Origin of the sequence: Hymenobacter sp. APR13 (genome assembly GCF_000737515.1) — a bacterium.
In the GTDB taxonomy this organism is placed as follows: Bacteria; Bacteroidota; Bacteroidia; order Cytophagales; family Hymenobacteraceae; genus Hymenobacter.
Genome location: NZ_CP006587.1, coordinates 1,065,018 through 1,089,528, shown reverse-complemented (window position 1 = coordinate 1,089,528; position 24,511 = coordinate 1,065,018). Strand labels below are relative to the sequence as shown.

Annotated in this window: 19 protein-coding genes; 8 read left to right on the top strand and 11 right to left on the bottom strand. The window is 63.0% G+C overall.

Annotation, left to right across the window (positions count from 1 at the left end; translation table 11 throughout):
- The first annotated feature begins 6 nt into the window (after window positions 1–6).
- The 4 genes from N008_RS22975 (at window position 7) to N008_RS04545 (ending at window position 2,865) form a co-directional block, all read left to right on the top strand.
- Window positions 7–183, top strand: a complete 177-nt coding sequence (locus N008_RS22975; RefSeq protein WP_156109012.1) for a hypothetical protein — start codon at window positions 7–9, stop codon at window positions 181–183.
- A 42-nt stretch (window positions 184–225) separates the two neighbouring features.
- On the top strand, window positions 226–1,173 hold the full coding sequence (locus tag N008_RS04555) for a TIGR03915 family putative DNA repair protein (RefSeq protein WP_052381191.1): 948 nt from the start codon (window positions 226–228) through the stop codon (window positions 1,171–1,173).
- 178 nt (window positions 1,174–1,351) lie between these two features.
- The gene (gene rfbD / locus N008_RS04550) at window positions 1,352–2,206 is read left to right on the top strand and encodes a dTDP-4-dehydrorhamnose reductase (RefSeq protein WP_044014089.1); all 855 of its coding nucleotides are present in this window, start codon (window positions 1,352–1,354) and stop codon (window positions 2,204–2,206) included.
- 26 nt (window positions 2,207–2,232) lie between these two features.
- Window positions 2,233–2,865: a hypothetical protein gene (locus tag N008_RS04545; RefSeq protein ID WP_156109011.1), complete on the top strand. Its 633-nt coding sequence runs from the start codon at window positions 2,233–2,235 to the stop codon at window positions 2,863–2,865.
- Here the strand turns inward: N008_RS04545 and N008_RS04540 are convergent.
- Together N008_RS04540 and N008_RS04535 are read right to left on the bottom strand one after the other, a co-directional pair.
- Window positions 2,855–4,063 (bottom strand): MFS transporter, encoded by a 1,209-nt coding sequence (locus N008_RS04540; RefSeq protein ID WP_044014085.1) that lies wholly within the window; start codon window positions 4,061–4,063, stop codon window positions 2,855–2,857. The two genes, N008_RS04545 and N008_RS04540, sit on opposite strands and share 11 nt — an antisense overlap.
- Before the next feature lie 152 nt (window positions 4,064–4,215).
- Window positions 4,216–5,139, bottom strand: coding sequence for an AraC family transcriptional regulator (locus tag N008_RS04535; protein WP_044014083.1), 924 nt, complete (start codon window positions 5,137–5,139; stop codon window positions 4,216–4,218).
- Window positions 5,140–5,439: 300 nt separating this feature from the next.
- Here N008_RS04535 and N008_RS04530 point away from each other — a divergent pair, with 300 nt between their 5' ends.
- From N008_RS04530 to N008_RS04520, 3 genes are all read left to right on the top strand, one after another.
- Window positions 5,440–6,969, top strand: a complete 1,530-nt coding sequence (locus N008_RS04530; protein WP_044014081.1) for an aldehyde dehydrogenase family protein — start codon at window positions 5,440–5,442, stop codon at window positions 6,967–6,969.
- A gap of 175 nt (window positions 6,970–7,144) precedes the next feature.
- Window positions 7,145–7,504 (top strand): hypothetical protein, encoded by a 360-nt coding sequence (locus N008_RS04525; RefSeq protein ID WP_156109010.1) that lies wholly within the window; start codon window positions 7,145–7,147, stop codon window positions 7,502–7,504.
- A 52-nt stretch (window positions 7,505–7,556) separates the two neighbouring features.
- On the top strand, window positions 7,557–7,967 hold the full coding sequence (locus N008_RS04520) for a DUF779 domain-containing protein (RefSeq protein WP_044014076.1): 411 nt from the start codon (window positions 7,557–7,559) through the stop codon (window positions 7,965–7,967).
- 183 nt (window positions 7,968–8,150) lie between these two features.
- On the opposite strand, the gene N008_RS04515 is transcribed toward N008_RS04520, so the two are convergent.
- The 3 genes from N008_RS04515 to N008_RS04505 all read right to left on the bottom strand — a co-directional run bounded on the left by N008_RS04515 (window position 8,151) and on the right by N008_RS04505 (window position 11,447).
- A complete protein-coding gene (locus tag N008_RS04515) occupies window positions 8,151–10,193 on the bottom strand; it encodes a S9 family peptidase (protein WP_044014075.1) in 2,043 nt (680 codons plus the stop codon).
- 169 nt (window positions 10,194–10,362) lie between these two features.
- The gene (locus N008_RS04510; protein WP_044014073.1) at window positions 10,363–10,827 is read right to left on the bottom strand and encodes a YybH family protein; all 465 of its coding nucleotides are present in this window, start codon (window positions 10,825–10,827) and stop codon (window positions 10,363–10,365) included.
- A 125-nt stretch (window positions 10,828–10,952) separates the two neighbouring features.
- On the bottom strand, window positions 10,953–11,447 hold the full coding sequence (locus N008_RS04505) for a hypothetical protein (protein WP_410471198.1): 495 nt from the start codon (window positions 11,445–11,447) through the stop codon (window positions 10,953–10,955).
- 250 nt (window positions 11,448–11,697) lie between these two features.
- Here N008_RS04505 and N008_RS04500 point away from each other — a divergent pair, with 250 nt between their 5' ends.
- Complete coding sequence (locus tag N008_RS04500) at window positions 11,698–11,973, top strand: hypothetical protein (RefSeq protein WP_044014069.1); 276 nt, start codon at window positions 11,698–11,700, stop codon at window positions 11,971–11,973.
- Here the strand turns inward: N008_RS04500 and N008_RS04495 are convergent, their stop codons facing one another.
- The 6 genes from N008_RS04495 to N008_RS04470 all read right to left on the bottom strand — a co-directional run bounded on the left by N008_RS04495 (window position 11,974) and on the right by N008_RS04470 (window position 24,066).
- On the bottom strand, window positions 11,974–12,894 hold the full coding sequence (locus N008_RS04495; RefSeq protein ID WP_044014067.1) for an alpha/beta hydrolase: 921 nt from the start codon (window positions 12,892–12,894) through the stop codon (window positions 11,974–11,976).
- A 57-nt stretch (window positions 12,895–12,951) separates the two neighbouring features.
- The gene (locus N008_RS04490; RefSeq protein ID WP_044014065.1) at window positions 12,952–16,026 is read right to left on the bottom strand and encodes a DUF6493 family protein; all 3,075 of its coding nucleotides are present in this window, start codon (window positions 16,024–16,026) and stop codon (window positions 12,952–12,954) included.
- 57 nt (window positions 16,027–16,083) lie between these two features.
- On the bottom strand, window positions 16,084–17,433 hold the full coding sequence (locus N008_RS04485) for an SWIM zinc finger domain-containing protein (RefSeq protein WP_044014063.1): 1,350 nt from the start codon (window positions 17,431–17,433) through the stop codon (window positions 16,084–16,086).
- 536 nt (window positions 17,434–17,969) lie between these two features.
- The gene (locus N008_RS04480; RefSeq protein WP_052381189.1) at window positions 17,970–21,197 is read right to left on the bottom strand and encodes an efflux RND transporter permease subunit; all 3,228 of its coding nucleotides are present in this window, start codon (window positions 21,195–21,197) and stop codon (window positions 17,970–17,972) included.
- A 146-nt stretch (window positions 21,198–21,343) separates the two neighbouring features.
- Complete coding sequence (locus N008_RS04475; RefSeq protein ID WP_044014061.1) at window positions 21,344–22,477, bottom strand: efflux RND transporter periplasmic adaptor subunit; 1,134 nt, start codon at window positions 22,475–22,477, stop codon at window positions 21,344–21,346.
- A 230-nt stretch (window positions 22,478–22,707) separates the two neighbouring features.
- On the bottom strand, window positions 22,708–24,066 hold the full coding sequence (locus tag N008_RS04470; protein ID WP_044014059.1) for a TolC family protein: 1,359 nt from the start codon (window positions 24,064–24,066) through the stop codon (window positions 22,708–22,710).
- Between the last annotated feature and the right edge of the window lie 445 nt (window positions 24,067–24,511).

The window sequence follows — 24,511 nt, the reverse complement described above, 5'->3', positions numbered from 1 at the left end:
AGCAACATGACCATCTCCCATCGGGCCGCCGACGTGCCGGCCGCCGCCGAACTGGCCCAGCCTAAGAAAGTGGCCCGCATTGCGTGCTGCTGCAAGCTTTCCGACCTGTTGCCGCTGGTGCAGCAGCTGCACCGCGACTCGGTGCGGCCCGCCGCCAAATCCCGGCAGTCGGAGGCTGCGTAAGGCGGTGAGCGGGCGTGGTTTTGTGTTCCAGTCTGTAGTGCTATGAGTCATTCCCTGTCGCCTCTCAACCAGCCGCGTAATACGGCCGTCAGCCCGGCTGCCGGCCGCCGCCTGGGTGCGCCCCAGCTCACTAACCCGGCCCTGGACTACACCTACGACGGCTCGTTTGAGGGCTTACTGTCGGTGCTATTCCAGATCTACGACCGGAAGGCGGCGCCCAATTCCATTCAGTTGGTGGGGGCGGTGCAGGGCGGCCTGTTCGTGCAGCCCGTGGAAGTGGACACCAACGAAACGGCCGCCGCCCGCGTCTGGGACGGACTGCTGCGCTACATGGACAAGGACGCCCGCACGCGCCTGTTTCACGTGTTTCTGAGCGAGCAACCTGACCGGGAGCTGCTGGTTTTCCGCTACGCCGACCTGGCCATGCGCGCCGGCCGCGACATCTCCGAGCACTACGCCGACGACAACGTGCGCCGCGTGCAGCGCCTGGCCCAGCAGATGTACCGCGAGAAGCACCGCATGGAAGCCTTCGTGCGCTTCGAGAAAACCCAGGACGGCCTGTTTCACGCCACCATCGACCCCGATTTCGACGTGCTGCCGCTGATAGCACCGCACTTCACCAAGCGCTACGCCGACCAGCGCTGGCTGATTTTCGACAAGCGCCGCCGCTACGGCCTCTACTACGACCTCACCCGCACCGACGTGGTGGAGTTTGAAAGTGCCGCGCCGCAGCGCAGCACCAGCGTGTCGGCCACGGTGCTGGATGAGCGGGAGCCGCTGTTCAAGCTGCTCTGGCAGTCGTATTTCGACCACGTGAACATCCCGGAGCGCAAGAATATGAAGCTGCACCGCCGCCACATGCCGCTACGCTACTGGCGCTACCTCAGCGAAAAGCAGCCCCGCGAGCAGCCCTTCCGGCCCATCCAGAACAAGCGCCCGGTGCAGCCCGGCGGCCCGGCGCTGGGCGCGGCCCCGGCCGCAGGCGAGTAGGAGGGCGGCCGGAAACACGTAATTTGCGGCCTCATTCTGCCTCAGCTGTCATCCTGAGCTTGCGAAGGACCTTACCACGCTAAAACGACCCGGGGCTACCTCCATTTGTTCTGGTGCGATAAGGTCCTTCGCAAGCTCAGGATGACAGTTGCTTTTCCCCCGACTTTCCGTCTATTTTATGGGTTCAACTACTCTCGTTTTCGGTGGCGCCGGCCAGCTGGGCCAATGCCTGCAGCACGTTGCCAAGGAGCGCAACCTGTCCGGCCTCGTTTTCCTGCCCGAAGAGCAGGCCAACATCCTCAACACCGAAACGCTGCGGGCCGTTTTTGCCGCGCACCAGCCGGCTTACGTCATCAACTGCGCTGCCTACACGGCCGTGGATAAGGCCGAAGACGAAGTGGACCTGGCCCGCAAAGTGAACCGCGACGGCGCCGAAAACCTGGCCCGCCTCTGTGGTGAGTTCAACACCACGCTGCTGCACATCAGCACCGATTTCGTATTTGCCGGCACCGGCAACCAGCCCCTCACAGAAACCGACGAAACCGCGCCCATCAGCGTCTACGGCCTCACCAAGCTGGAAGGCGAGCAGGTGATTCCGGAGCACACCGAGCGGTACTTCATCCTGCGCACCAGTTGGCTGTACTCGGAGTACGCCAACAACTTCGTGAAAACCATGCTGCGTTTCGGCAAGGAGCGCGACGAGATGCGCGTCATCTGGGACCAGCTGAGCACGCCCACCTACGCCATCGATTTGGCCGGCGTGCTGCTGCACATCATCCAGACCGGCAGCAACGCCTACGGCCTCTACCACTACAGCAACGAGGGCGTCACGTCGTGGTACGACTTTGCGGTGGCCATCTTCGAGCTGGGCGGCCTGCCCACCCGCACCGTGCCCATCCGCACCACCGAGTATCCCACCAAAGCCACCCGCCCCGCCTTCTCCGTGATGGACAAGACCAAAGTGAAAACCGCGCTGGGCGTGGCTATTCCGCATTGGCGGGAGAGTCTGCAGGTGTGCATGGGGCGGCTGTAGCAGTAAAGCGCCTAGGCAAAACGGCTATGCGAGAAGTCTACAACAACCGGCGCATCATCTGGGAGAGCAAATCAAAGACGATCCGCAGTGTGATTTTCAGCTTTCTGTTCGTAGCGGGGGCTGTCTGGACGCGGGCTGGCTATTCGCCCTGGTTGTTCTGGTTTAATGTCGTCTTCTTCGGTGGATGCGGAGCTGTTGCCCTCTACCAACTGCTTTCGCCGCGCATCATGTTTGTGAACCCGGACAGCAAGCTGGGCCGGGAGATTCGCGAGGCGCTTGATGCTGAAGCTATGGAGCAGGTTCAGTTCTTTGACGGCGGTTTTTCACTATTGGAAAACCCGGATATGCCGCCGCGGGAGTATCACTGGAAAGAACTGGAGGCTGCCTTTGGCTACAAAACAGACTGCTATACCACTGACGAAATATACCTCGACCTATTCTGGGCGGATGCAGCGTGCCTGACGCTTTCCGAGTCAACGCCGCATTGGCTCACCATTCTGGCTGAGCTGCATAAGCATGTGCCCGCGGTGTCCCCGAGCTGGTATGCGGATATTATGGTTCCGGCGTTCGAAACCACGCTTACGCTGTTGTTTGATGCGCAGGGCCGAAGTCAGGCGGAAGCAGAACAGGCATATTACGGCGCACCTGCTAAGCCGTAGCGCCTCGCCCGTAAAACCGATTCGTCAGGTACGCTACCGCGCCAAACGCCAGCCCCACGGCGCACACGCCGGGCCACTGGAAATGGTCCCAGGCGAGGCCGCCCAGGAAGGAACCGGCAGACGCGCCAATGAAGCAGCCGGTCATGTAGACGGTGTTGAGGCGGCTGCGGGCTTCGGGCAGCAGCATGAAGATGCGGGTCTGGTTGGAAATGTGCGTCATCTGCTGGCCCACATCCAGAACAACGACGGCCACCACCAGCCCCACCAGATAGGTGCCGCCGAAGCCCAGCAGCAGGTACGCCCCCAGAAACAGCAGAATCCCGAGGTTCAGCGCGTAGTCCGGTCCTTTGGTGTCGGCTGATTTGCCGGCGAAGGACGCTGCCAGCGCGCCGCTGGCCCCGATGAGGCCGAACAGGCCGGCCACGTCGCTGTGGTAGTGGTAGGCGTCGCTTTCCAGGAAGAACACCAGCGCGGTCCAGAAGGCGCTGAAGCCGCCGAACATGCAGGCGCCCACCAGCGCCGAGCGGCGCAGCACCGGCAGCGTGCCGGCCAGCGTGCCCAACGAGCGGAGCAGACTGCCGTAGCTGCCCTGAAACGTAGGCTGGTTGCGCGGCAGCATCCGGGCCAGAATGCCCGTGAGCAGCACCATAATGGCCGCGCCCACCCAGAACATCGTGCGCCACCCGAAGTGCAGCCCCACGTAGCCGCTAATCGTGCGCGACACCAGAATACCAATCAGCAGCCCGCTCATCACGCGGCCTACCACCTTACCCCGGTCGGCGTCGGAGGCCAGGGAGGCGGCCATTGGAATCAGCAGCTGCGGCACCGCCGAAAACAGCCCGATAAACAGGCTGGCCGCTGCCAGTAAGCCGAAAGTAGGCGCGTAGGCCGCCGCGGCCAGGCACACGGCCGCGCACAGCAGCAGCCCCAGAATCAGTTGTTTCCGCTCGCGCTTGTCGCCGAGCGGCACCACAAACAGCAGCCCCAGCGTGTAGCCCACCTGCGTGACCGTGGCCACCAAGCTCACTTGGCTTTCGCGCAGCCCGAAGGTGCGCCCGATTTCGGCCAGCAGCGGCTGGTTGTAGTAGATATTGGCGACCACCAGGCCGCAGGTAACCGCCATCAGCCAGACCAGGCCGGGGGCCAGCGGCGGAGGAGCCGGCGCAGTAATGGCGCCGGCCTGCACAGATTCTCTCATGAAACACAAAGCGCCACGGCAGGCCGCCGTGGCGTAGATGAATGCAGAGAACTGCTAAATGGCGCGGAAGGTTATGGGTAAGTGGTGCTAAGGCTAGCTCCCCTCCTTGGAAAGGAGGGGAGCTAACTATAACTATAATTAAGTGGTAATACCTACGCCGCGCACTGGCGCTTATACACGCCGGGCGTGATGCCTTCGTACTGCTTGAACAGCTTCTGGAAGTAGGCCGTGTTGTTGAAGCCCGCCCGGAAACATACGTCGGCGACGGTGCTGAGCGGGTTGCGCAGCAGGCGCTTGGCTTCGGAAAGGCGCTCCTGAATGATGAACTCCACAGGCGTGAGGCCCAGCTCGCGCTTGAACACCCGGAAGAACGTGGCCTTGCTCATGCAGGCCAGCTCCGAGAGTTTTTCCACCGTAATCTGCTCGGTGAGGTGCTGCTTGATGTACTGCACCACCGCAGCGAAGCGGTGCGAGGTGGCGTGCTGCTGGTAGTTGTGGAACAGCAGCTGCCGGGCCTGGGTCTGCATCAGGCGCACCAGCATCTCCTGAATCGTGAAGTTGGCCAGCACATCCTTCACGCGGCCGGTGTCGCGGGAAAGCTGCACGAGGCGCTCCAGGGTGCTGGTCAGCTCGGGCGTGTTGTGGAAGTGGGCGTGCTCGGTGGTGTCCAGCTGCCAGGGCAGGTGGGCTTCGGCGCGGGGCTGGTCTTCGTTGAGCAGGTCTACGGTCTGGCGGATGGTTTCGATGGGAATGGCTACGGCCAGGCACTGCGTGGGCCGCTGCTCGTCGGCTTCCGGAAAGTCAATCACCATCGTTTCGTTTTCACCCACAATCACCGACTCGCCGGGCAGGTACTCGAAGGCCGGCCGGCCGGCCAGGTGCATCACCTTTTTGCCCTGCAGCATGGTGGTCAGCACCACGTGGCCCATGCTCAGCGGTACCTGGTGGGCGGTGCGGTGCGTCTCAAACACGTTCAGCTCGAAGGCCTCCAACGAGTACACCGTCCGGTTTTCTACCAGCGTGGTGAGCTGTTCGGGCTGGCGCAGGGCGATGGGAGCGGGCAGGTGGTGCGGCATAGCAACGAATAGATAAAAGCAGGCGGAATGCAGTGTTGATACGTGCGGAGCGCGGCGGCCGGCTGCTTCTGCAACAGCTAAAGCTAAGGACAGTTCGGGCGGAAAGCAACGCCGCCCGCGGCCGGCCCACCGTAAACAAACTCAGCTGCCGGCGTAAGAGTTGCACGCTGGGTGAGTGAGTACTTACAAGTTTGCGACAATAGGCGGGTTTTCTGCGAGAATACTGCATTGCTTTCGGGTAATAGAACGCCTAGCTTGGCCTACCACTAAACCCCACTAAACCCCACCAAACTCTCGCCAATGGAAACCCTGGAAAGAACCACCACGCTTATCGAGCGCCCCAAGTTCAAATCCCACTACGACAACTTCATTGGCGGCAAGTGGGTCGCGCCGGTGAACGGGCAGTATTTCGAGAATCCCTCGCCCATCGATGGTAAGGCATTCTGCAAGGTAGCCCGCAGCACCAAAGAGGACATCGAGCTGGCCCTCGACGCTGCTCACGAGGCGTTCAAGAGCTGGAGCAAGGCCTCGGCCACCACGCGCAGCAACGTGCTGCTCAAGATTGCCGACATCATGGAGGCCAACCTGGCCCACCTGGCCGCCGTGGAAACCGTGGAAAACGGCAAAGCCATCCGCGAAACCATGGCCGCCGACCTGCCGCTGTGCATCGACCACTTCCGCTACTTCGCCGGCGTGATTCGGGCCGAGGAAGGCTCCGCCACGGAGCTCAACGAAACCACCCTGTCCTTGGTGATTCAGGAGCCGCTGGGCGTGGTGGGCCAGATTATTCCCTGGAACTTCCCGCTGCTGATGGCCACCTGGAAGCTGGCCCCGGCGCTGGCGGCCGGCTGCTGCGTGGTGATGAAGCCCGCCGAGCAGACGCCTGCCAGCATCATGGTGCTGATGGAGCTGATTCAGGACGTTATTCCGGCCGGTGTGGTGAACGTGGTGAACGGCTTCGGGCTGGAAGCCGGCAAGCCGCTGGCCTCCAACAAGCGCGTGCAGAAGGTGTCGTTCACGGGTGAAACCACCACGGGCCGCCTGATTCTGCAATACGCCGCCGAAAACATCATCCCCGTGACCATGGAGCTGGGCGGCAAGTCGCCGAACATCTTCTGCAAATCGGTGATGGATGCCGACGACGATTTCCTCGACAAGTGCCTGGAGGGCGCAGCCATGTTTGCCCTGAACCAGGGCGAAATCTGCACCTGCCCTTCGCGCCTGCTCATCCACGAGGACATCTACGACGAGTTTATGCCCCGCCTGATTGAGCGCGTGAAAGCCATCAAGCTTGGCCACCCGCTCGACCCCGAAACCATGATGGGCGCGCAGGCCAGTAACGACCAGTACGAGAAAATCCTGAGCTACCTGGAAATCGGGAAGGCCGAAGGCGCCGAGGTGCTGACCGGCGGCGAGGCGCACCGCGACCATGCCCACGACGAGCTGCACGACGGCTACTACATCCAGCCCACCATCTTCCGCGGCCACAATAAAATGCGGATTTTCCAGGAGGAAATATTCGGCCCGGTGCTGTCCGTGACGACGTTCAAGGACAACGATGAAGCCATTGAGCTGGCCAACGACACGCTCTACGGCCTCGGCGCCGGCCTCTGGAGCCGCGACGCGCACGAGCTGTACCAGATGCCCCGCGCCATTCAGGCCGGCCGCGTGTGGGTGAACTGCTACCACGACTATCCTGCCGGCGCCCCGTTCGGCGGCTATAAGGCCTCCGGCTTCGGCCGCGAAAACCACAAGATGATGCTGAGCCATTACCGGCAGACCAAGAACATGCTGATTTCCTACAGCCAGCAGAAACTGGGCTTCTTCTAGGCCGCCGCATCTTGGGTAAGTGAAATGGTGAGTTGCTGTTCGGTAAGCCTGACCAAGGCCGGTGGAACAGCAGCTCACCATTCGCTTGTGTGGGAGGCGCCTGCAACGCTCGGCGGTGCGTTTGCGTCTTGTGGATAACCCTCAGGACTATAACGCACTACTCCTTATGCTGCTTATGAAAGTTTCCTTGCTTGCATTGCTGCCGCTGGTAGCGGCCACGGCGGCCTCAGCCCAGAAACTGCCGTTGCCGGGCCAGAAAAACCCGGACTGGACTCTGTTGAAAACTGAAGGCTTGTACCAGGATGAAGTGGTTGAATCTGATCAGCCGCAGCCGGTGCCCATGCCCAATATCGATGCCCGCGGTGGCGTGAAGGACAGCAGCGGCCAGTGGGTTATCTACTACGATCCGCTCCGCAACGTGCGTTACAACATGGCCGACCTGAAAAAAGGCCGGTTGCGGGCCCAGGATTTGCGCACCGGCACCGTGTACACGTACGCGCCCAAAAAAGGCGCGCACCCTAAGCCGTTGAAGTAGACGGTTTTTTTCTTCTCCCCAGCCGCTTTGCGCGGCCGATTCTGTTTGCTCTATGTCGTCCCAGACCCAAACTCCCCGCGTCCTCGTGACGCCCGCTGCCGAAGCCACCATCGATTTGCTGCGCGACGAGCACGGCCCGCTGATGTTCCACCAGAGCGGCGGCTGCTGCGACGGCTCGTCGCCGATGTGCTTTGCCAAGGGCGAGTTCCGCATCGGCGGCAACGACGTGTGGCTGGGCCAAATCCACGGCTGCGACTTTTTCATGAGCACCAGCCAGTTTGAGTACTGGCAGCACACCCAACTCACCGTAGATGTCACAAAAGGTCGCGGGGCCAGCTTCTCGCTGGAGATTCCGCTCGGCGTCCGGTTCCTGATTCGGTCCCGGCTGTTCACCGAAGAAGAGTCGAAGAATATGTCGCCGGTGCTGCAAGGCGAAGAATACCTGGAAAGCCAGCAGGCGTAGCGACCTAGAACGTCATGCTGGGCGCAGCCGAAGCATCTCTACTGCTTCGTTGCAGTACTAGCTGATTAGCCAGCGGTAGAGATGCTTCGGCTGCGCTCAGCATGACCGTTTCTCTCTCCACTACCAAGCGCACAGAAAAGGCTCCTGCCATTACGGCAGGAGCCTTTTTTATAATATCCCCATCTACTTCACAGCGGCCTTGCTGGCCAGCGTTACCGTTTTAGGGTCGACGGTGATTTCCTGCAGGCGCTTGGCTACGGCCGGCGACATGCTTTCCTGGTAGCGGCCTTTCAGGTGCTCGGCCAGAAATTTCTCGGAGGCCGCCAGCATAGCCAGGTTGTTCACGGGGCGGGCAAAGCCGTGGCCTTCGTCGGGTGCGCAGATGTATTGCACGGGATAATTCCGGTCGCGCAGGGCCACCACAATCTGGTCGGCTTCGGCCTTGTTCACGCGCGGATCATTAGCGCCCTGCACCACCATAAGCGGGGTTTTGATTTTGTCGGCCAAGGTCAGCGGCGACATGCGGGCCAGCTCGGCGCGGCCGGCCTCGGTGCCGGGGTCAGCCATGCGGGCGTACATCTGCTTGCGCATCGCCTCCCAGTAGGGTGGAATGGCGCCCAGCAGCGTGCTCAGGTTGGACGGCGCCACAATGGCTACGCCCGCCGCGTACAGGTCGGGTGTGAACGTGACGCCGGCCAGCGTGGCGTAGCCGCCGTACGAGCCGCCCATGATGCCCACCCGCTTGGGGTCGGCAATGCCTTGCGCTACCAGATATTTCACGCCCCAGGTCAGGTCGTCCTGCATCTTGCGGCCCCACTCGCCGTTGCCGGCTTCCAGAAACTTCTTGCCGAAGCCAGTGCTGGCCCGGAAGTTGGGCGAAAGCACCGCGTAGCCGCGGTTGGCCAGAAACTGATGATAGGCGTTGAAACCGTACACGTCGCGGGCCCAAGGGCCGCCGTGCGGGAAAATAACGACCGGCAGGTTCTTGGCTGCCACGCCCTTGGGCAAGGTCAGGTAAGCCGAGATTTCCAGCCCATCCGACGACTTGTAGCGCACCACTTTCATGTCGGCCAGGTCGGCGGATTTGAGCTGGGGGCGGGTTTCGTACTGCTTGGTGAGCTGCTTGGTCTGGCGGTCGTAGAGGTAGGTGACGGCGGGCTGGGTGGCCGAGCTGGCCGTCAGCAGCCACAGCCGCTCGTCGGTGGTGTTGGAAGCAGGACGCACATCGAGGCCCGGCAGCTGGGCGCTGGCTTTCTGGAAGTCGGCCTCAAACGCCTTGTCTTTCCACACGCGGCGCATCCGGTCGTCCTCGAAGCTCACGAACACGGGCTCGTGGTTTTTTTCCGACAGCACCAGCCCGCCCACATCCACGCGCTTCTGCGGGTCGGCCTGGTAGGGTTCCTGCTTGCCCGTAGCGGGGTCCAGAAGTACTATTTCGGCCAGGTCGCGGCCCTGGCCCTGGTTCGTGACCAGGTACACGCGGCGGTTGTCTTTGGCAAACCCCACCACGCCGCTCTGCTCATTGATGGACGTTTTGTAGAACGGCGTCATCTTCTCGCCTTCCACGCGCAGCCACTCGGTGCTGCCGTCGGGGTTGGAGCGGGAGGCCAGCCGCAGCTGGTCGTTCCAGTCGAACACCCAGGCCCCGAGGCGGTCGGTGTTCTGGCGCACCAGGGTTTTTGCGCCGGTGGTCAGGTTCAGTTTGTAGAGGTCGTGCCAGGCTTTGTCCCGGTCATTCAGGCCGATATACAGCGTGTTGGGGTCGGAGAGGGGCGCGTTGATGATCTGCACCCGCACACCTTTCAGGCCGGTCAGGTCGCGGGCGGCGGGCACGGGCTGGCCGGCGGCGGGCGCTTCGGCCGGGTTCACGGCGTAGATGTTGAAGTTCTCGTCGCCGCCCTTGTCCTGGCTGTAGAGCAGGTATTTGCCGTCGCGGCTCCAGAAATAGCCGCGCACCGGCCGGGCCTGATCGTTGGTCATCACGCGGGCCTTCTCAAACGGCTCATTCAACCCTTTCACCCACAGATTACGGGTGCCGTTGTACGGCTTGATAAACGACAGGAACTTGCCGTCGGGCGAAAGCTGAGCACCGGAAATCTCCGGGTCGCCGAAAAGCACGTCCCGGTCGATGAGGGCAGGTTGGGCCCCGGCTTTCTGGGTCTGGGCCAGGGCGGGTGACAAAGCCAGGGCCAGCAATAAGCCGGCGCATAGAAGCAGTTGTTTCATAGAGAGGAAAGAGAAAGGTGGAATGCCGGGTAAGTATAAGGTAAATATAATATTGTTTATATAAAACATTGCTTTTTAGGTGTGCCAAAAACAAAGACCTTGACAGCCCTAAACGCAAAAGCCCGCTATGCACTGAAGCATAGCGGGCTTTTGAAAGAAATGAGGCAGGCTAGTTGGCCACTTTCACGGGCAGGCCTTCAAGCTGCACGTAGCTGAGCTTCCAGGCGTTTTTGGCGTTCTTTTTCCAAAGCAGGATGAAATTGCCTTCTCCTTCGCCGCGGGGCTGGCCGGGGGCTTCGGGCAGCACTTCCGTGGAGAACGTGCCGGCCTCGTAGGCCATGGTGGCGTCGGAGCCGGTGGAGGTGCCGTAGAGCTTCAGGTCGGCGATGGTGCCCATGGTGGCGCGCACCCACTTGTCGGCCACTTCCGACTTGCCGTTGAAGCGCGTGGCGCCTTGGGCGTACTGCACGTCATCGGCCAGCAGCGAGTCGATCTGCAGGGTGTTTTTGGCGTTCCAGGCTCCTACGAACTGCTGGTTGAGCGTTTTTACGTCGACGGCAGCAGCTTCAGGAGCGGGTTTAGAGCAGGAGGCCAGCAGAGCGCCCCCGAGCAGGAGACCGAGAAAGGGTTTCATGAGAACAGGTTTTGGTTGGAGAAAAGGGAGAGAGCAGAACAAGAAGAAAACCGAAAGCTAAGCGGCGGCCTAACAGAAAACCCAGGCCCGAAGACCTGGGTTTTCGGTAGCACAAGGCTGGAAATCTACCAGCTCTTCCGGCGCACTTCCGACGAAGGGTAAGCAGCGTTGCGGTTGCCGTACGACTCGTTGGGCAGGTAGCCGGTGCTCATGGCAAAGGCCGATGGGCTGGAAGCGGCGGGAGCCAGGCTGTTCATCATGGAAGGAGCAGCGGCGGCGGCAGCCGTAGCGGCCATGGCGTTGTTGTTGTTGGCGCGGGCCGTAGCGTTGCCTTTGGCAATGCCGGCACGGTAAGCAGCGGCACGGTTGGCTTCGGCGCGGCGGGCGGCGGCTACGCGGGCCGCTTCGGCGCGGCGCTTGTTGTCGGCGTTGCGGCCGATGGTGTAGCCGATGGCGCCCCCGGCGGCACCCCCTACGGCACCACCTACTACCCGGTTTTTCTTGTTGATGAGCGCCCCGGCAGCCGCGCCGCCCAGGCCACCAATGATACCGCCTTTAGCGCTGGAGCTGATCTTGCGGTCCTGAGCGAAGCCGCTGAGGATGGTGGTGAAGAACATCACAAATGCGAGAAGCAAACTTGCCTTTTTCATGACTACGAGGGTTAATGGTTGAAGGGCTCGTGACCCGGTTTCGGGGAAAGAATTACAAGCACCATGCCAATACGAACGGAACCCGCCCGGGGTTGGCCTACCCCGTGGCTGCCCGCCAACGCCCCCGTAGCGTCGGTCAGAGCCCCAAAATGGCGCTTCAATCGGCGGGAAGGCGTATTTACGCGTATGAACCGCTATGCAAGAAAAATTACTTTTCCGGGTGGCAAAAAGTTTTTCGCTGCCCGGACTCGGGATATTACTTTTACCGGAAACCGCCCCATCTGCCCTGGCCGGGCTAGCCCTGTACACCCACCTGCGCCTGCAGCTACGCCACCCCGATGGCCGGCAGACGGCCACCATTGCCAGCGTAGAAGAAATAGCCGGCTCCGACACGCTCGAAACCCGCACCCTGCTCCTGACCGAGCCCGACGCCCAGCCCGTGCCCGCTGGCACGGAAGTATGGTGGACCGGCGAGGCAGAACCGGCAGACTGGTAGCTACGGCGCGAGCCAGCCGTTAGCGTCGAGCCAGTTCTGGAGCCGTTCGGGCCAGCTGTCTTTGGTGGTTTTATTGTTCAACCCAAAGCCGTGGCCGCCTTTGGGGTAGAGGTGCATTTCGGCGGGCACGCTGTGGCGCACACAGGCTTCGTAAAACCTCACGCTGTTGAGCACGGGCACTGTCTGGTCGTCTTGGGCGTGCACCAGGAAGGTGGGCGGCGTCTGGGGCGTTACATGCTGCTCGTTGGAGTAGAGCCGGAGCTGGTCGGGGGTGGGGGCGGGGCCGAGCAGGCTGCGGCGCGAGCCGGCATGAGCTAGGCTACCCGTGAAGCTGATGACGGGGTAGAGCAGCACCAGGAAATCGGGCCGGACGGAGGTGGCGTCGGTGGTGGTGCCCACGGGCTGCGCGAAGTGCGTGCCGGCCGTGGAAGCCAGGTGCCCGCCCGCCGAGAAGCCCATCAGCCCAATCCGGGCCGGGTTGAGGCCGTAGTCGGCGGCGCGCTGGCGCACCAGCCGGATGGCCTGCTGGGCATCCTGCAGCGGCGCGGTGGTTTTGTCGGGCTGGAGCTGGTCGTTGGGAAGGCGGTATTTGAGCACGAAAGCCGTGATGCCCATTTCGGTGAGCCGCTTGGCCACGTCGGAGCCCTCGTTGTCCATGGAAAGCCGCACGTAGCCGCCGCCGGGGCAGATGATAACGGCCGTGCCGTTGGCTTTGCCCTGGGCCGGCCGAAACACCTGCAGCGTCGGCTGCACCACATCGGACACCCGAATGCCGCCGTTTTCGAGCGTGATGGTCTTTTCCTGCAGGCTGCTGGGCTTGGAGTTCGGGATGGTGCTGGAGTAGATGGAAAACGGCGCGCCTTGCGCGTGCAGCAGCAGGGGCAGGCATCCCATAACAACGGTGAACCAGAGGGCTTTCATACAGCCAAAAAGCAGGTGAAACCAGACGAAGGCAGATACGCGCGGCGGCAGCGTAAGTTAGGCGCTGAGCAGGCCGGCCGTGGCTTTCTTCAGCGTGGCCGAGCTGCTCCAGGCGCGCAAATTCTGCTGCACGGCCTCCGGTACTGCCTGCCGGGTGCGGCCCTGCAGGTCGGCGTAGGCTTCAATCAGCTTGCGGGTGTTGCGTAGCGGCGCGGCCGGCAGCAGTGGCAGCAGGCTATCCAGCAGTTGGCGCAGCGCGTCATCTACCAGCGCGCTGATGGCACGGGCCTGGGCCAGCGCATCGGTGAGGCGCTGCACGGGCGCGAAGCCAGTAGTCAGCAGCTGGCCCAGAACGGTGCCCAGCGCCCCCGGCACTAGTCGGCCGTATTCCACGGCGGCCAGCAGCACTTCCAGCGCCACGGCCCGGCAGTTGGGGGCGGCGTGCGTGAGGCTGAGCGCCAGCAGCAGCGTGGCGGCTTCGGTGAAGGCCGGCCCCGGCTGCAGCAGGCTGTGCAGCACCACCCGCAGGGCATCCTGCGACGACGTGTCTTTGCCAGCGGTGCGGCAGCCGATGCGGATCAGGTGCCAGTACAGCGGCTCGGGGTGGTTGGGCAGCAGCGTGAGCAGAAACGGCAGGTCCGTGGCCATAGCCCACAGCGAATAGTTGTTGCGGGCCGCCACGCTGGCGTGCAGCGAATACAGCAGCAGGCCGGAAGGCAGCTTGTGCTGCGGCGTCGGCACCTCTACCACCAGCTCCTGCCAGTATTCGGTCACTACGGGCTTCTCTTTGTTCCAGGTCTGCTTGTAGGTGTGCGAGTTCTGCTGGATTTTCCAGGTGGGGTGCCAGGGCATATCCACGCCGGGGTAGGTGGCGCAGTGCTGCAGAGCCGGCAGCAGGGCGTGGGGCTGGCGGGTGCGGGCCGCTACTGCCCACAGCCAGGGCAGCGTGGCGGTGCAGTCGGGGCTGGCGGCCGGGGCGGCCGTGTTGCGCAGAAACGGAATCAGATGGGCCAGCCGGCCCGAAAACCGGCGTTGCGGCGGCTTCGGCAGGGTAGCCGGTAGCGCTACTTCCAGAGTGGGAGGCCCCAGAAACGACGTCAGCAGCTGGCGCAGGTCGGCGTTGCGGAAGCGGGGCAGCAGGGTGCGGGCCGTGGCCGCATCGTCGGGGGCAGATAGGGCAGTGCGGGCCAGCGCCAGGCACAAGTCGGCGGAGTTGGGCTCCTGGCCGGCGGCCTCATAGTCCAGCAGCTTCTGCACCAGCACCGAGGGCGCCACCCAGTGCGGCGCGTGGGTGGGCGTGCTGAGCAGCGGCAGCGGCGCGACAAAGGCCCGCAGGGCTTCTTCCACGGAGGCCAGGCGCTGCTGCTCCACGCGCAGCAGCGGGTCGGGGTGGTGATACTGGGCGGAGCTCAAGGACACCTGCAGCACTTTCAGGTGCGGAAACCCCAAATACCAGCTCATGAGCAGGGCCAGCAGCAGCTCCTGCTGCCCGTTGTGGTTGCCGAAGGAAAACGTGAGCAGCGCCGCCCGCGTCTCCTCCTCCGACTTGCCCTGCAGCCCCCAGGGCAGCGCCTGCACCAGATACGGGTGCAGCTGCCGGGCATAGTCGGCCGGAAACTGGCCGCGCAGGCGCAGCAGGCCGTCCAGCCAGCGCTCCACCTCCGCCGGCTGGCGCTGCTGCACCAGCTGCCCGGTCAGGAACAGCAGCTCGTGCCAGTCGCGCACCGGCGCTATGGCCGTGGCGGCAGAAATATCAGCCACGAAGCCGGTTTGCGGCACGTAGGAAACAGCGTCGCTGGAAGACGGATCATCGTCTTCCAGCGGCAGGTAGGGCAGGAGCAGGGCGCGGGCAGCCGGGGCCAGCAGGTCGGCGTAGAGGCAGAGGCCGGCGATGGTATCGGCCGCTTCGGCGGCCGTTAGTAGCGGCTTGGGGGCGCTGAGCAGGGTTTTCAGGAGCTTGGCGGCGCGCTCCTGCACGGCGGCATCGGCGTGGGCGAGGGCCGTGGAAGCCAGGGCCGCCAGCGTGGGCGCCACGCCGGGCTCGCGCTTCAGCAGCTTCTCCAGCCCGCCAAACAGGGCCCGGATGCCGGTTTTGACATCGTGGCGGGTGAGCAGGCTTTCGGCGTAGAGCAGCAGTGGGGCCGAGGCGAAATCAGGATGCGCCCACAGGTCCTTGAGCTGCTCAAGCGCGAAGTTGACGACCAACGGCAGCGGGTGGGCCAGCAGGTCCACCAAATCGGCCTGGCGGGCCAGTCGCTCGGCCAGCGTCGGCTGCAAGCCCAGAAACAGGGATTTAAACCACGTCAGGAGCGAACGGCGGAAGTCGCGGCGCAGTGCCAGCAGGCAGCGGCTGAGCAGGTCGGCGCGCTGCAGGTGGCCGGTGCGCTCCAGCTCCAGCAGCACGTCCAGCCAGGTTACAATCTGGCGCGGGTGCCGCGTTTCCCAGTGCTGCCAGGCGTAGTGGCCCAGCGCGTTTAGCTGGTCTCTCGGGGTCATGGGCGGCTGCACGTGGCCCTGCTGCCCGTCGGCGAAAGTGTCGTAGTCGAACAGCAGCGGCAGGTCGCGGGTCAGCAGCACGGGGTCGGCGGCCAGGCGGGCGGCCATGGCGGCGGTAGCGTTGGCGGGCACCGGCGTGAGGCGGCTCAGCTCCGTGCCCAGCTCAGAAACCAGCCCCGGCAGCGCGTGGGCAAACAGGCGCGGCTGGTGGGCTAGCAGCTGCCGGTTTTCCAGCTCCCGCAGCAGCGCGTAAGACGGCCGGTCCCAGCTGTTGCGGTCGGCACGCAGGGCGTAAAAGTCGGCCAGCCAATCGGGGCGGGTGTGCTCCAGCACGGCCCAGAAATGGGGCATGTCCTTCGGCTGCAGCTCCCAGATGCGGAAGCTGGCACTTAGGGCCTCCTTGCGGGAGTAAGTGCGCAGGCCGGCCAGTAAGAGCATCAGCAACTGCTCCGGCGTGCTGGTTCGGCCCCAGCTGCCGCCGCCCAGGTCGCGGAATTGCTCCAGCTCCCGCTGCAGCTGCCGGGTTTTCTTCCGGACCGCTACCACTTCATTTTTGGGCAGTTGCAGCAGAAAAGGCACCAGCTGCGCCGGCTTCTGGCGGCGAATAATGTGCTCGAAAGTTTCGATGGTGGTCATAGCCGGGGAAAGAATAACGAAGGGTAGAAAATGGATAAAGGCGGAACTCAATGGCCGCTAGCTCTGCACAAAGCGCAGTTGCGCGGCGAGTACGTGCTTGCAGGGGCCGCGCTGGCCCTGGTGGCCACTGTACCAGGGGCAGGTGCAGCGGGCCGGCTCGGGGCCGCCCACCAGCACGGTGTACCACACGCCGGTGCCACGTACCCGGGCCTCGGTGCGACCCTCAGGGCCGATGCTGACCAGCTGCACATCGTCGGCGGCCGTGAGCAGGGCGCGGGCGTTTTTCAGGCGCGGGTTGAGGCTCAGGATGCGCTGGGTTTTGAAGGGCAGGCGGCGGTAGAAATACTGATTTTCGAGCAGGTCGAAGCCCAGCAGGCCCATGGCCGAGAGGCTGGCGCAGAGGCGGTCCACGGTGTTGGGGGCGAGGCCGTGCTCCAGAGCAAACAGGGTGGGGTTGAAGGTTTCGTTGCCCCGGAACAGGGCGTTGGCCCCGGCCACCCACTCGGCAGGCAGCTCGTCCACTAGGGCTTCCAGTTGGTTGCCTTCACCCGAGAACCCGCGCCACGCATCAGCCGACAAGGCCAGTACAAACTGCTGCCCGCCGCCCAGCTCCAGCACGAAGGCCGCGGCCTGCCCGTTGGGCGCGGTGTACACGCGCAGGGCTTCGCACAGCGGCAGCAGGCCTTCCAGCAGCCGTAGCCGGTGCACGCCGCCCACCCGCACCGCGCCGGGGCTGGCTACTGCCGCAAAGCTGGGCCGCGGGCCGCGCATTACTAGGAAAAAATCGGTGCGGGCGGTGCCGGCGGGCAGGCTCTGCACTAGCTGCACGGCCTGCAGGCGGGTGAGGCGCAGCTTTTCCTCCATCTGGGCCAGGTAGCCCTGCACGGTGGTCAGGCCCTTAATCCAGCGCTCCGGCAGCGCCACTTTGCGCTCGGTTACGCGCCCGGCGGCCCGCTCCAGCACCACTTCCTGCTCGCCCACCGACAACAGCACCGGCTCAGTGCGCGAAATGCGGGCCAGGGCATTCACCATGGGCTCGTTGAAATCGACGTTGGTGGTGCCGCTGCACAGAAACTCGCCGTCCAGTGCCTCCGGCCCCAAATCGAGGCGGGCGTACACGCCGTTGCACGAGGAAAATGCCTCGAACCGCAGCCGCCCGGCCCCGGCCGTTACAATAGGGTCGCGCAGCACGGCGCTCTGGGGCACGAAGCGGGCGGCTACCACTTTGGCCAGGGTGCTCAGGCCCCGCGCCGCCAGCCAGGAGTCGCGCAAACGGCCGCGGAAAAAGCAGGCCGTACCGGCCGCATCAGCAGCGTTTTCTGCAAAGGCCGATAACAGCAGGGCCTGGCCCTCAGGCCCCGTTTCCAGCGCCGACGGCCGGGCATAAGCATACGCAAAATCAGTCATAACAGTGGCAGTTGATTATGATGCCAAGTAAGCGAATGATTTTGGCAAATACTAATTTTGTTAGTAGAACATGTGTGATGTTTCAGAGGTTTATAGCTAAATAATTTAGTTGAGTATAACGTGTGGTGAAGCAGGCTGTAATGCCTGTAGAGACGCGTATTCGCGTTTTGCCGTTGCTGAAGTTGTTTATATGGATCGTTTGTAGTCACTCAAAAGCAAGGCACGTGTATGTGTGCCGGATTTGCTAAATCTGCTGGGGTTGCGTGGTGCCGGGCCGTTCAACGCCGAGACGCGAATACGCGTCTCTACACCGGGCACGAAAAAGCCCCGACAGCGGGGGCTGTCGGGGCTTTTTACTTGCTTGAAATACTAAGCTGAGAACCAGAGCTAAAAAGCTAGTTCCCCTCCTTGGAAAGGAGGGGCTAGGGGTGGTTGATATCCGTTGAACGGTTTTTAGAACTAACTCTAGCATCGTTCCAACGCAAGGTCAACCACCCCTAGCCCCTCCTTTCCAAGGAGGGGAACTAGCCTAGATGTTACGCCGGCTGCGGGGCGGCAGAATGGTCGCCTTCGCCGGGGCCGGCTTCCTGGGGGCCGCCGTGCTCTTCGTCGGGCTTGTAGTTGGCTTCCAGCTCGGCCAGCTTCTCCTTGCCGTAGGCGAAGCGGGTGATGAGCACGTAGAGCACTGGCACGATGAAAATGGCCAGCAGCGTGGCCGAAATCATGCCGCCGAGCACCGTCCAGCCGATGGTCTGGCGGCTCTGGGCGCCGGCCCCGGAGGCGAATACCAGTGGCAGCACGCCCAGGATGAAGGCCAGCGAAGTCATGATGATGGGGCGCAGGCGCAGGCGCACGGCTTCCAGGGTGGCATCGACCAGCGGCATGCCTTTATCCACCCGCTCCTTGGCAAACTCGATAATCAGAATGGCGTTCTTGGCCGACAAACCAATCAGCGTAATCAGACCAATCTGGGCGTAGATGTTGTTGGTGAGCTTGGGCAGGAATATCAGGGCCAGGATAGCCCCGAACGCGCCCAGCGGCACGGCCAGCAGCACCGAAAACGGCACCGACCAGCTTTCATACAGCGCCGCCAAGAACAGGAACACGAACGTGAGCGAGAGGGCGAAAATGTACACCGTCTGCCCGCCGGCCAGCTGCTCCTCGCGGGTCAGGCCCGAAAACTCGAAGCCGTAGCCGGCCGGCAACGACTCGGCCGCCGTTTCCTGCAGGGCCTTGATGGCGTCGCCGGAGGAGTAGCCGGAGGCCGCGTTGCCGTTGATTTCGGCCGAGCGGAACAGGTTGTAGTGCGAGATGAGCGGGGCCGACTCGTTGCGCTTGTAGCTGGTGAGCGTACTCAGCGGCACCATGCCGCCCTGGCTGTTGCGCACGTAGTACTGGCCCAGGTTGCGGATGTCGCCGCGGTACATGCTGTCGGCCTGGGTTACCACGCGGAAGTTGCGGCCGTACACCGTGAAGTCGTTCACGTAGGCCGAGCCAAGGTAGGTGCGCAGCGCGGTGCCGATGTCGTAGATGGACACGCCCAGCTTCTTGGCTTTCTCGCGGTCAATGGTCAGCTCGTAGCCGGGGGTGTTGGCGGTGAAAAACGAGAAGGCGCCGGTGATTTCGGGCCGCTTGCGCAGGGCGCCGAGGAAGTTCTGCAGCTGCGCGTCGAAGTTCTTGATGTCGCCGCCCGCCTCGCGCTCCTGGAGCACGAAGGAGAAGCCGCCGGTGTTGCCCAGGCCTGGAATGGCCGGAGGCGAAATCACCACCACGTTGGCTTCCTTGAAGCGGCTCATCCGCTTCTGGATGGTGGCAATCAGGCCCTGCAATTGTAGCTCCTTGTCCTCGCGCTCTTCCCAGGGCTGCAGCTGGCAGAACACGGTGCCGCTGTTCGACTTGGAGGAGAAGTTGACGGCGTTCAGGCCGCCCAGGCCGGCATAGTGTCGGATGCCTTTCACCTCGCTCAGCTCTTTCATAATGCCCTTGAGCGTGCTCACGGTGCGCTCGGTAGAGGAGGCCTCGGGCAGGTTGAAGGTGATGATGATGCGGCCTTCGTCCTCGGTGGGGATGAAGCCGCCGGGCTTCTTGGCGAACAGCAACCCGGTGCCGGCAATGATGCAGACCAGAATCACGACCACGAAGCGGCTGTGCTTGATGCCGCTTTGTACGCCCCGGCCGTACTTGCTGGTCACCTTATCGAACCAGGTATTGAACTTGTAGAAGAGCTTGTCGAGGCCTTTCGAGTTTTCGTCGCGCTTGTGGGGCTTGAGCAGCAGCACACACAAAGCCGGCGTGAGCGAGAGGGCCACGAAAGCCGAGATAATCACGGAAATGGCAATGGTGATGGCGAACTGCTGGTACAGCCGCCCGGTGATGCCCGGGATAAAGCCCACCGGCACGAACACCGCCGCCAGAATCAGGGCAATGGCAATAACCGGGGCCGAAATTTCGCGCATGGCGGCCAGCGTGGCATCCAGGGGGCTCATGCCCCGCTCGTTCATGTTGTGCTCCACGGCTTCCACCACCACAATGGCGTCATCGACCACAATACCAATGGCCAGCACGAAGCCGAACATGGTGAGCGTGTTGATGGTGAAACCCAGCGGGATGAACATGATGAACGTGCCGATGATGGACACCGGAATGGCCAGCACCGGAATGAGCGTGGAGCGCCAGCTCTGCAGGAACAGGAACACCACGATAATCACCAGCACCAGGGCTTCCACCAGCGTGTGCAGCACTTCCTCGATGGACACTTTCACGACCGAGGCGGCCTCAAACGGCACCACGTAGTCGAGGTCGGCGGGGAACTGCTTTTTGAGCTGGTCCATGGTCGCCACCACGTTTTCGTAGGTTTCGAGGGCGTTGGCACCAGGAGCCTGGTACACAAGCAGGTAGGCCGAGCGTTTGCCGTCCACGAAGGAGTTGTTGGCGTAGTTGAACTTGCCCAGCTCCAGCCGCGCCACGTCCTTGAGGTACACTACCGAGCCATCGTCGGGGCGGGTTTTCACGATGACGTTGCCGAACTCCTCGGTGTTGGTCAGGCGGCCCTTCACGAACACGATGTACTCAAACGTCTGGCCCGTCTGGGCCGGGGGCGCGCCGATGGAGCCGGCCGCAATCTGGGCGTTCTGCTCCTGAATGGCGGCCGTGACTTCCTGAGCCGTCACGCCGAGCTGGCTGAGCTTATCGGGCTTGAGCCATACGCGCATCGAGAAGTCGTCGGCGCGGCTCACGATGTCGCCCACGCCCTTGGTGCGCAGCAACGCGTCCTTCACGAACACGTTGGCGTAGTTGTCGAGGAAGGTGGTGTTGTGGGTGCCTTTGGGCGCGTACATGGCCACCAGCATCAGAATGCTGGGGTTCCGCTTGCGCACCACCAGGCCCAGGCGCTGCACTTCCTGCGGCAGCGTGGGCTGGGCAATGCCCACCCGGTTCTGTACATCGAGGGCGGCGATGTTGATGTCGGTGCCGACTTCAAAGTTCACCGTCATGCTCATCTGCCCGTTGCTGGTGCTGTTGCTTTGCAGGTAAGTCATGCCGGGCGTACCGTTCACCTGCACCTCTACGGGCGTGGCCACGGTCTGCTCCACGGTCTGGGCGTCGGCGCCGGTGTAGGTACCGCTCACCGATACGGTAGGCGGCGTAATTTCCGGATACTGCCCCACGGGCAAATTCAGGATGGCCAGCACGCCCACCAGCACAATCACCAGGGAGGTGACAATGGCCGTGACGGGACGCCGGATAAAGGTTTCTGCAATCATGAGCTAGTGCTTAGTGCGTGGTGCTTAGTGCTTAGCAGAACGTCATGCAGAGGCGAAGCCGAAGCATCTCGCGTGCTGACGTTGCACTAATATTCTGACGTCAGCACGCGAGATGCTTCGCTGCGCTCTGCATGACGTTCTGCTGCTTACTTAGCGGCAGTAGGGGCGGTAGCGGGCGCGCCGGTGGTTATCTGGCCGCCGTCGCGGAGGCGGTTGAGGCCTTCGGTTACCACTTTGTCGCCGTCCTGGATGCCGTTCATTATCACGATCTGGTCGCGGAGGCGGGGGCCGAGCTGCACTTTGCGCTGTACGGCCTTGCTGCTGTCGCCGGCGATGAACACGAAGTTCTCGCCCATCTGCTCCACCACGGCCTTAAACGGCACCACCAGCCGGCGTCCCGACTGCCGGTTGAGCACGTTGAGCACGGTGCTCATGCCGTCCTTCAGCTCCCGCTTGGGATTCGAGAACTGCACCCGAATCTGTACGGTAGCGGTTTGCTGGTTTACGCCCCGGTCGATGGCCAGCATCTTGCCGGGCTGGGCGTAGCGCGTGCCATCAGGCAGCATGAGGCGGAAGGTGGAATCCTGGCCGCCCTGGCGCTGCAAGTCGGCGAAGCGGCTCAGGTCGGTGTCCGGAATCACGAAGTCCACGCCCATCGGGTCCTCGGCGCTGATGGTGTTGAGCAGCGTGGTGCCGGGGCTCACCTGCGCCCCCAGCCGCACCTGCGAAATGCCAATGCGGCCCGTAAACGGCGCGTTAATCACGGAGTAGTCGAGGTCGGTGCGGGCCAGGGCCACGTTGGCCTGGGCCTCGGCCACCTGCGCCTGGGCGGTGGAGTAGCTGGTGGCGGCGTTGTCCACAATCTGCTTGGCAATGGCGTCCTGCTGGGCCAGGCGCTGGTAGCGGTTCAGGTTCACCTGGGCGTTCTGCACCACGGCCTGGGCGCTGCGCAGGCCGGCCAGGGCTTGCTGGTAGGCGGCCTGGTACTTGCGGCGGTCCACCTCATACAGCGGCTGCCCCTTCCGCACCACGTCGCCGTCTTTAAAGTAGATGCGGGTGATGAACCCGGCCACCTGGCTGCGCAGCTCCACCTGGTTGAGAGCCACCACGGTGGCCGGGTACTCGTCGTAGTACACGGCGTCGGTGGTGCGGGCGGCAACCAGCGTCACGGGCGTAGCCGGCGGCGGCCCGGCAGCTTTTTCGTCTTCTTTCTTGCCGCAGCTGGCCAACGCCAACAGGCTGGCGGCAAAGGCGAGGGGACGGAGGAGGGTATGGTTCATATCGGAAAGCAAGAGCGGCGGAAGGAGGGTGATTGAGGCGGCGGGTGGCGCGGGTGCCCAGGGTTGAAACCCTAGGCTATGGCGTGCGGTGTTACACGATGTAGAGACGCAATGTTTTGCGTCTCGTCGTTGCTGATGTTGTTACGTCAATCGTCTGGCGGTGCCGTTCAATTACGAGACGCAAAATATTGCGTCTCTACATCGTTTAAACGGCGTGGTTCCAACGAGGCTTAATACTCCGTCGGCAGCTCGCCGAGGGCGCGAAGCAGGTCTACTTTGCTGCTCAAGAGCTGGAACAGGGCGGTGTAGTAGTTGAGCTGGGAGGTGCGCAGGGTGGTCTGGGCCACAATCAGGTCGATGTAGGCGCGGATGCCTTCCCGGTACTGCAGGTTGATGACGTTGTACACTTCCTTAGAGGCTTCCAGGTTGCGCTTGCCCAGCAGGTACTGCGTGTAGTAGCCCTTGTAGTTGGCCAGCGCCGTGGCGTACTCGGTGTTGATCTGGTTGCGGGTGTTGCTCACGTCCTCGTCGAGGCGGGTGTTGAGCAGGCGGGCGCGGCGCACGTTCTGCAGCCGCCGGAAGCCGGTGAAAATGGGCAGACCGAGCTGCAAACCGGCGTAGGAGTTCGGGAAGCGGGTGCGGTACAGGTCGCTGGCCGAGTTGTTCTGAAACACCGAGTTGTAGTTGGCAAACGCCGACAACGACGGCAGAAAACCGAATCGGTAGTAGTCCACCGTCAGGTCCTGCAAGGACCGTTGCGTCTGTAGCTGCTGGATTTCGATGCGGTTGCTGATGTTCAGGACCACGGCCGTGTCCATGGTGGCATCCAATTCCAGCTTCAGGGTGTCGTATTGCAGGGCCAGGGGCCGCTCGGGAGGCACGCCCATCAACTGCTTGAGGTAGGCCAGCCGCGCCTTAATGGCCTCCTGCGACTGTTTGCGGCCGGCCAGGGAGTTGTTGAGGGAAATTTCGGCCTGCAGATACTCGGTTTTATCGGCAATGCCGGTTTCGTAGCGGGCCCGGGCGTCGCGGTAGTTGCGCTGCAGGCGGGCAATATCCTGGCTGAACACCTCCAGCTGGCGCTGGGCCAGCAGCACGTCGTAGAAGCCCTTGCTCACGTCCGAAACCGTGGCAATCTTCACGTTCACCGTGTTCTGGGTGGCGGCCTGGTTGTTGAACCGCTTGCTGCGGGCGGCCAGCAGCACGTCGTTGTTGTAAATAGACTGCGTCCCGCTCAGGCCCACGGTGGTCACGTTGCGCACCCCAATCTGGCGGGGCGTAAGCGTACCGGTGGCGGGGTCGGGGAAGATGGTGAAGGGCAGCTGAAAGTAATGCTGCGCCGTGCCCTGCAACCCCACCTGCGGCAGCCAGCCAGCCAGCGCAATCTGATTTTCGGAGCGGGTAATTTCCTGATCAACGCGGGCCTGCCGCAGCAACGGCTGATTAGCCAGCGCCACATTCAGGCATTGGTCGAGGGTAAGCTCTTGGTTGGGCGGTAAGGAGGGGGCAGTGGTCTGGGCCAGTCCCGCGCTGGGAGCAAGCCACAGCAAACCTAGCAGAAGCCGGAGCGCCTGGTGTACGTGTTTCATACGAAAGGAAAAGCAGTTACTCCGATACGTAACTGAGCGGTTCAGGGCTGGGTGACCCAATAGAAGCGGCAGGGCGGATGCCCCGATGGACACCGGCAGCCGGGGGGAGGCTGCACGAGTCCCGGGGCCCGGAACCTCCTGACCAGCCAAAAACGGCCGGCCCGGATTCCGGTTGGTGAAAGGGCGGAAGCTGGTTAAACTAGCCAGTAGCCGGAAGGTTTTTAGGAGTCTTTAAGAAGCTGCCAGCGCATGGTTCAGCTTCAGGTAAACCGCCGCTCCGGTCCGGCAGCTTTTTAGCCGTCGGACCAGTCGCCGTTCTAGCATCCTGGCGGATACAACCTGCCGGCCACTGCATCAGTACGCGAAGACCGGCCCGACGGCTTCAATAGCCACCGGACCAGAGCTGCTCGGCAGCCTGGGTTCAATGGTTCTCGCTACTGCGCGG

What these genes read in the sequence shown, in the direction of transcription:
- N008_RS22975 (WP_156109012.1), top strand. Translation starts at nt 7, where the DNA reads ATGACCATCTCCCATCGGGCCGCCGACGTGCCGGCCGCCGCCGAACTG.
- N008_RS04555 (WP_052381191.1), top strand. Translation starts at nt 226, where the DNA reads ATGAGTCATTCCCTGTCGCCTCTCAACCAGCCGCGTAATACGGCCGTC.
- rfbD (WP_044014089.1), top strand. Translation starts at nt 1,352, where the DNA reads ATGGGTTCAACTACTCTCGTTTTCGGTGGCGCCGGCCAGCTGGGCCAA.
- N008_RS04545 (WP_156109011.1), top strand. Translation starts at nt 2,233, where the DNA reads ATGCGAGAAGTCTACAACAACCGGCGCATCATCTGGGAGAGCAAATCA.
- N008_RS04540 (WP_044014085.1), bottom strand. Translation starts at nt 4,063, where the DNA reads ATGAGAGAATCTGTGCAGGCCGGCGCCATTACTGCGCCGGCTCCTCCG.
- N008_RS04535 (WP_044014083.1), bottom strand. Translation starts at nt 5,139, where the DNA reads ATGCCGCACCACCTGCCCGCTCCCATCGCCCTGCGCCAGCCCGAACAG.
- N008_RS04530 (WP_044014081.1), top strand. Translation starts at nt 5,440, where the DNA reads ATGGAAACCCTGGAAAGAACCACCACGCTTATCGAGCGCCCCAAGTTC.
- N008_RS04525 (WP_156109010.1), top strand. Translation starts at nt 7,145, where the DNA reads ATGAAAGTTTCCTTGCTTGCATTGCTGCCGCTGGTAGCGGCCACGGCG.
- N008_RS04520 (WP_044014076.1), top strand. Translation starts at nt 7,557, where the DNA reads ATGTCGTCCCAGACCCAAACTCCCCGCGTCCTCGTGACGCCCGCTGCC.
- N008_RS04515 (WP_044014075.1), bottom strand. Translation starts at nt 10,193, where the DNA reads ATGAAACAACTGCTTCTATGCGCCGGCTTATTGCTGGCCCTGGCTTTG.
- N008_RS04510 (WP_044014073.1), bottom strand. Translation starts at nt 10,827, where the DNA reads ATGAAACCCTTTCTCGGTCTCCTGCTCGGGGGCGCTCTGCTGGCCTCC.
- N008_RS04495 (WP_044014067.1), bottom strand. Translation starts at nt 12,894, where the DNA reads ATGAAAGCCCTCTGGTTCACCGTTGTTATGGGATGCCTGCCCCTGCTG.
- N008_RS04490 (WP_044014065.1), bottom strand. Translation starts at nt 16,026, where the DNA reads ATGACCACCATCGAAACTTTCGAGCACATTATTCGCCGCCAGAAGCCG.
- N008_RS04485 (WP_044014063.1), bottom strand. Translation starts at nt 17,433, where the DNA reads ATGACTGATTTTGCGTATGCTTATGCCCGGCCGTCGGCGCTGGAAACG.
- N008_RS04480 (WP_052381189.1), bottom strand. Translation starts at nt 21,197, where the DNA reads ATGATTGCAGAAACCTTTATCCGGCGTCCCGTCACGGCCATTGTCACC.
- N008_RS04475 (WP_044014061.1), bottom strand. Translation starts at nt 22,477, where the DNA reads ATGAACCATACCCTCCTCCGTCCCCTCGCCTTTGCCGCCAGCCTGTTG.
- N008_RS04470 (WP_044014059.1), bottom strand. Translation starts at nt 24,066, where the DNA reads ATGAAACACGTACACCAGGCGCTCCGGCTTCTGCTAGGTTTGCTGTGG.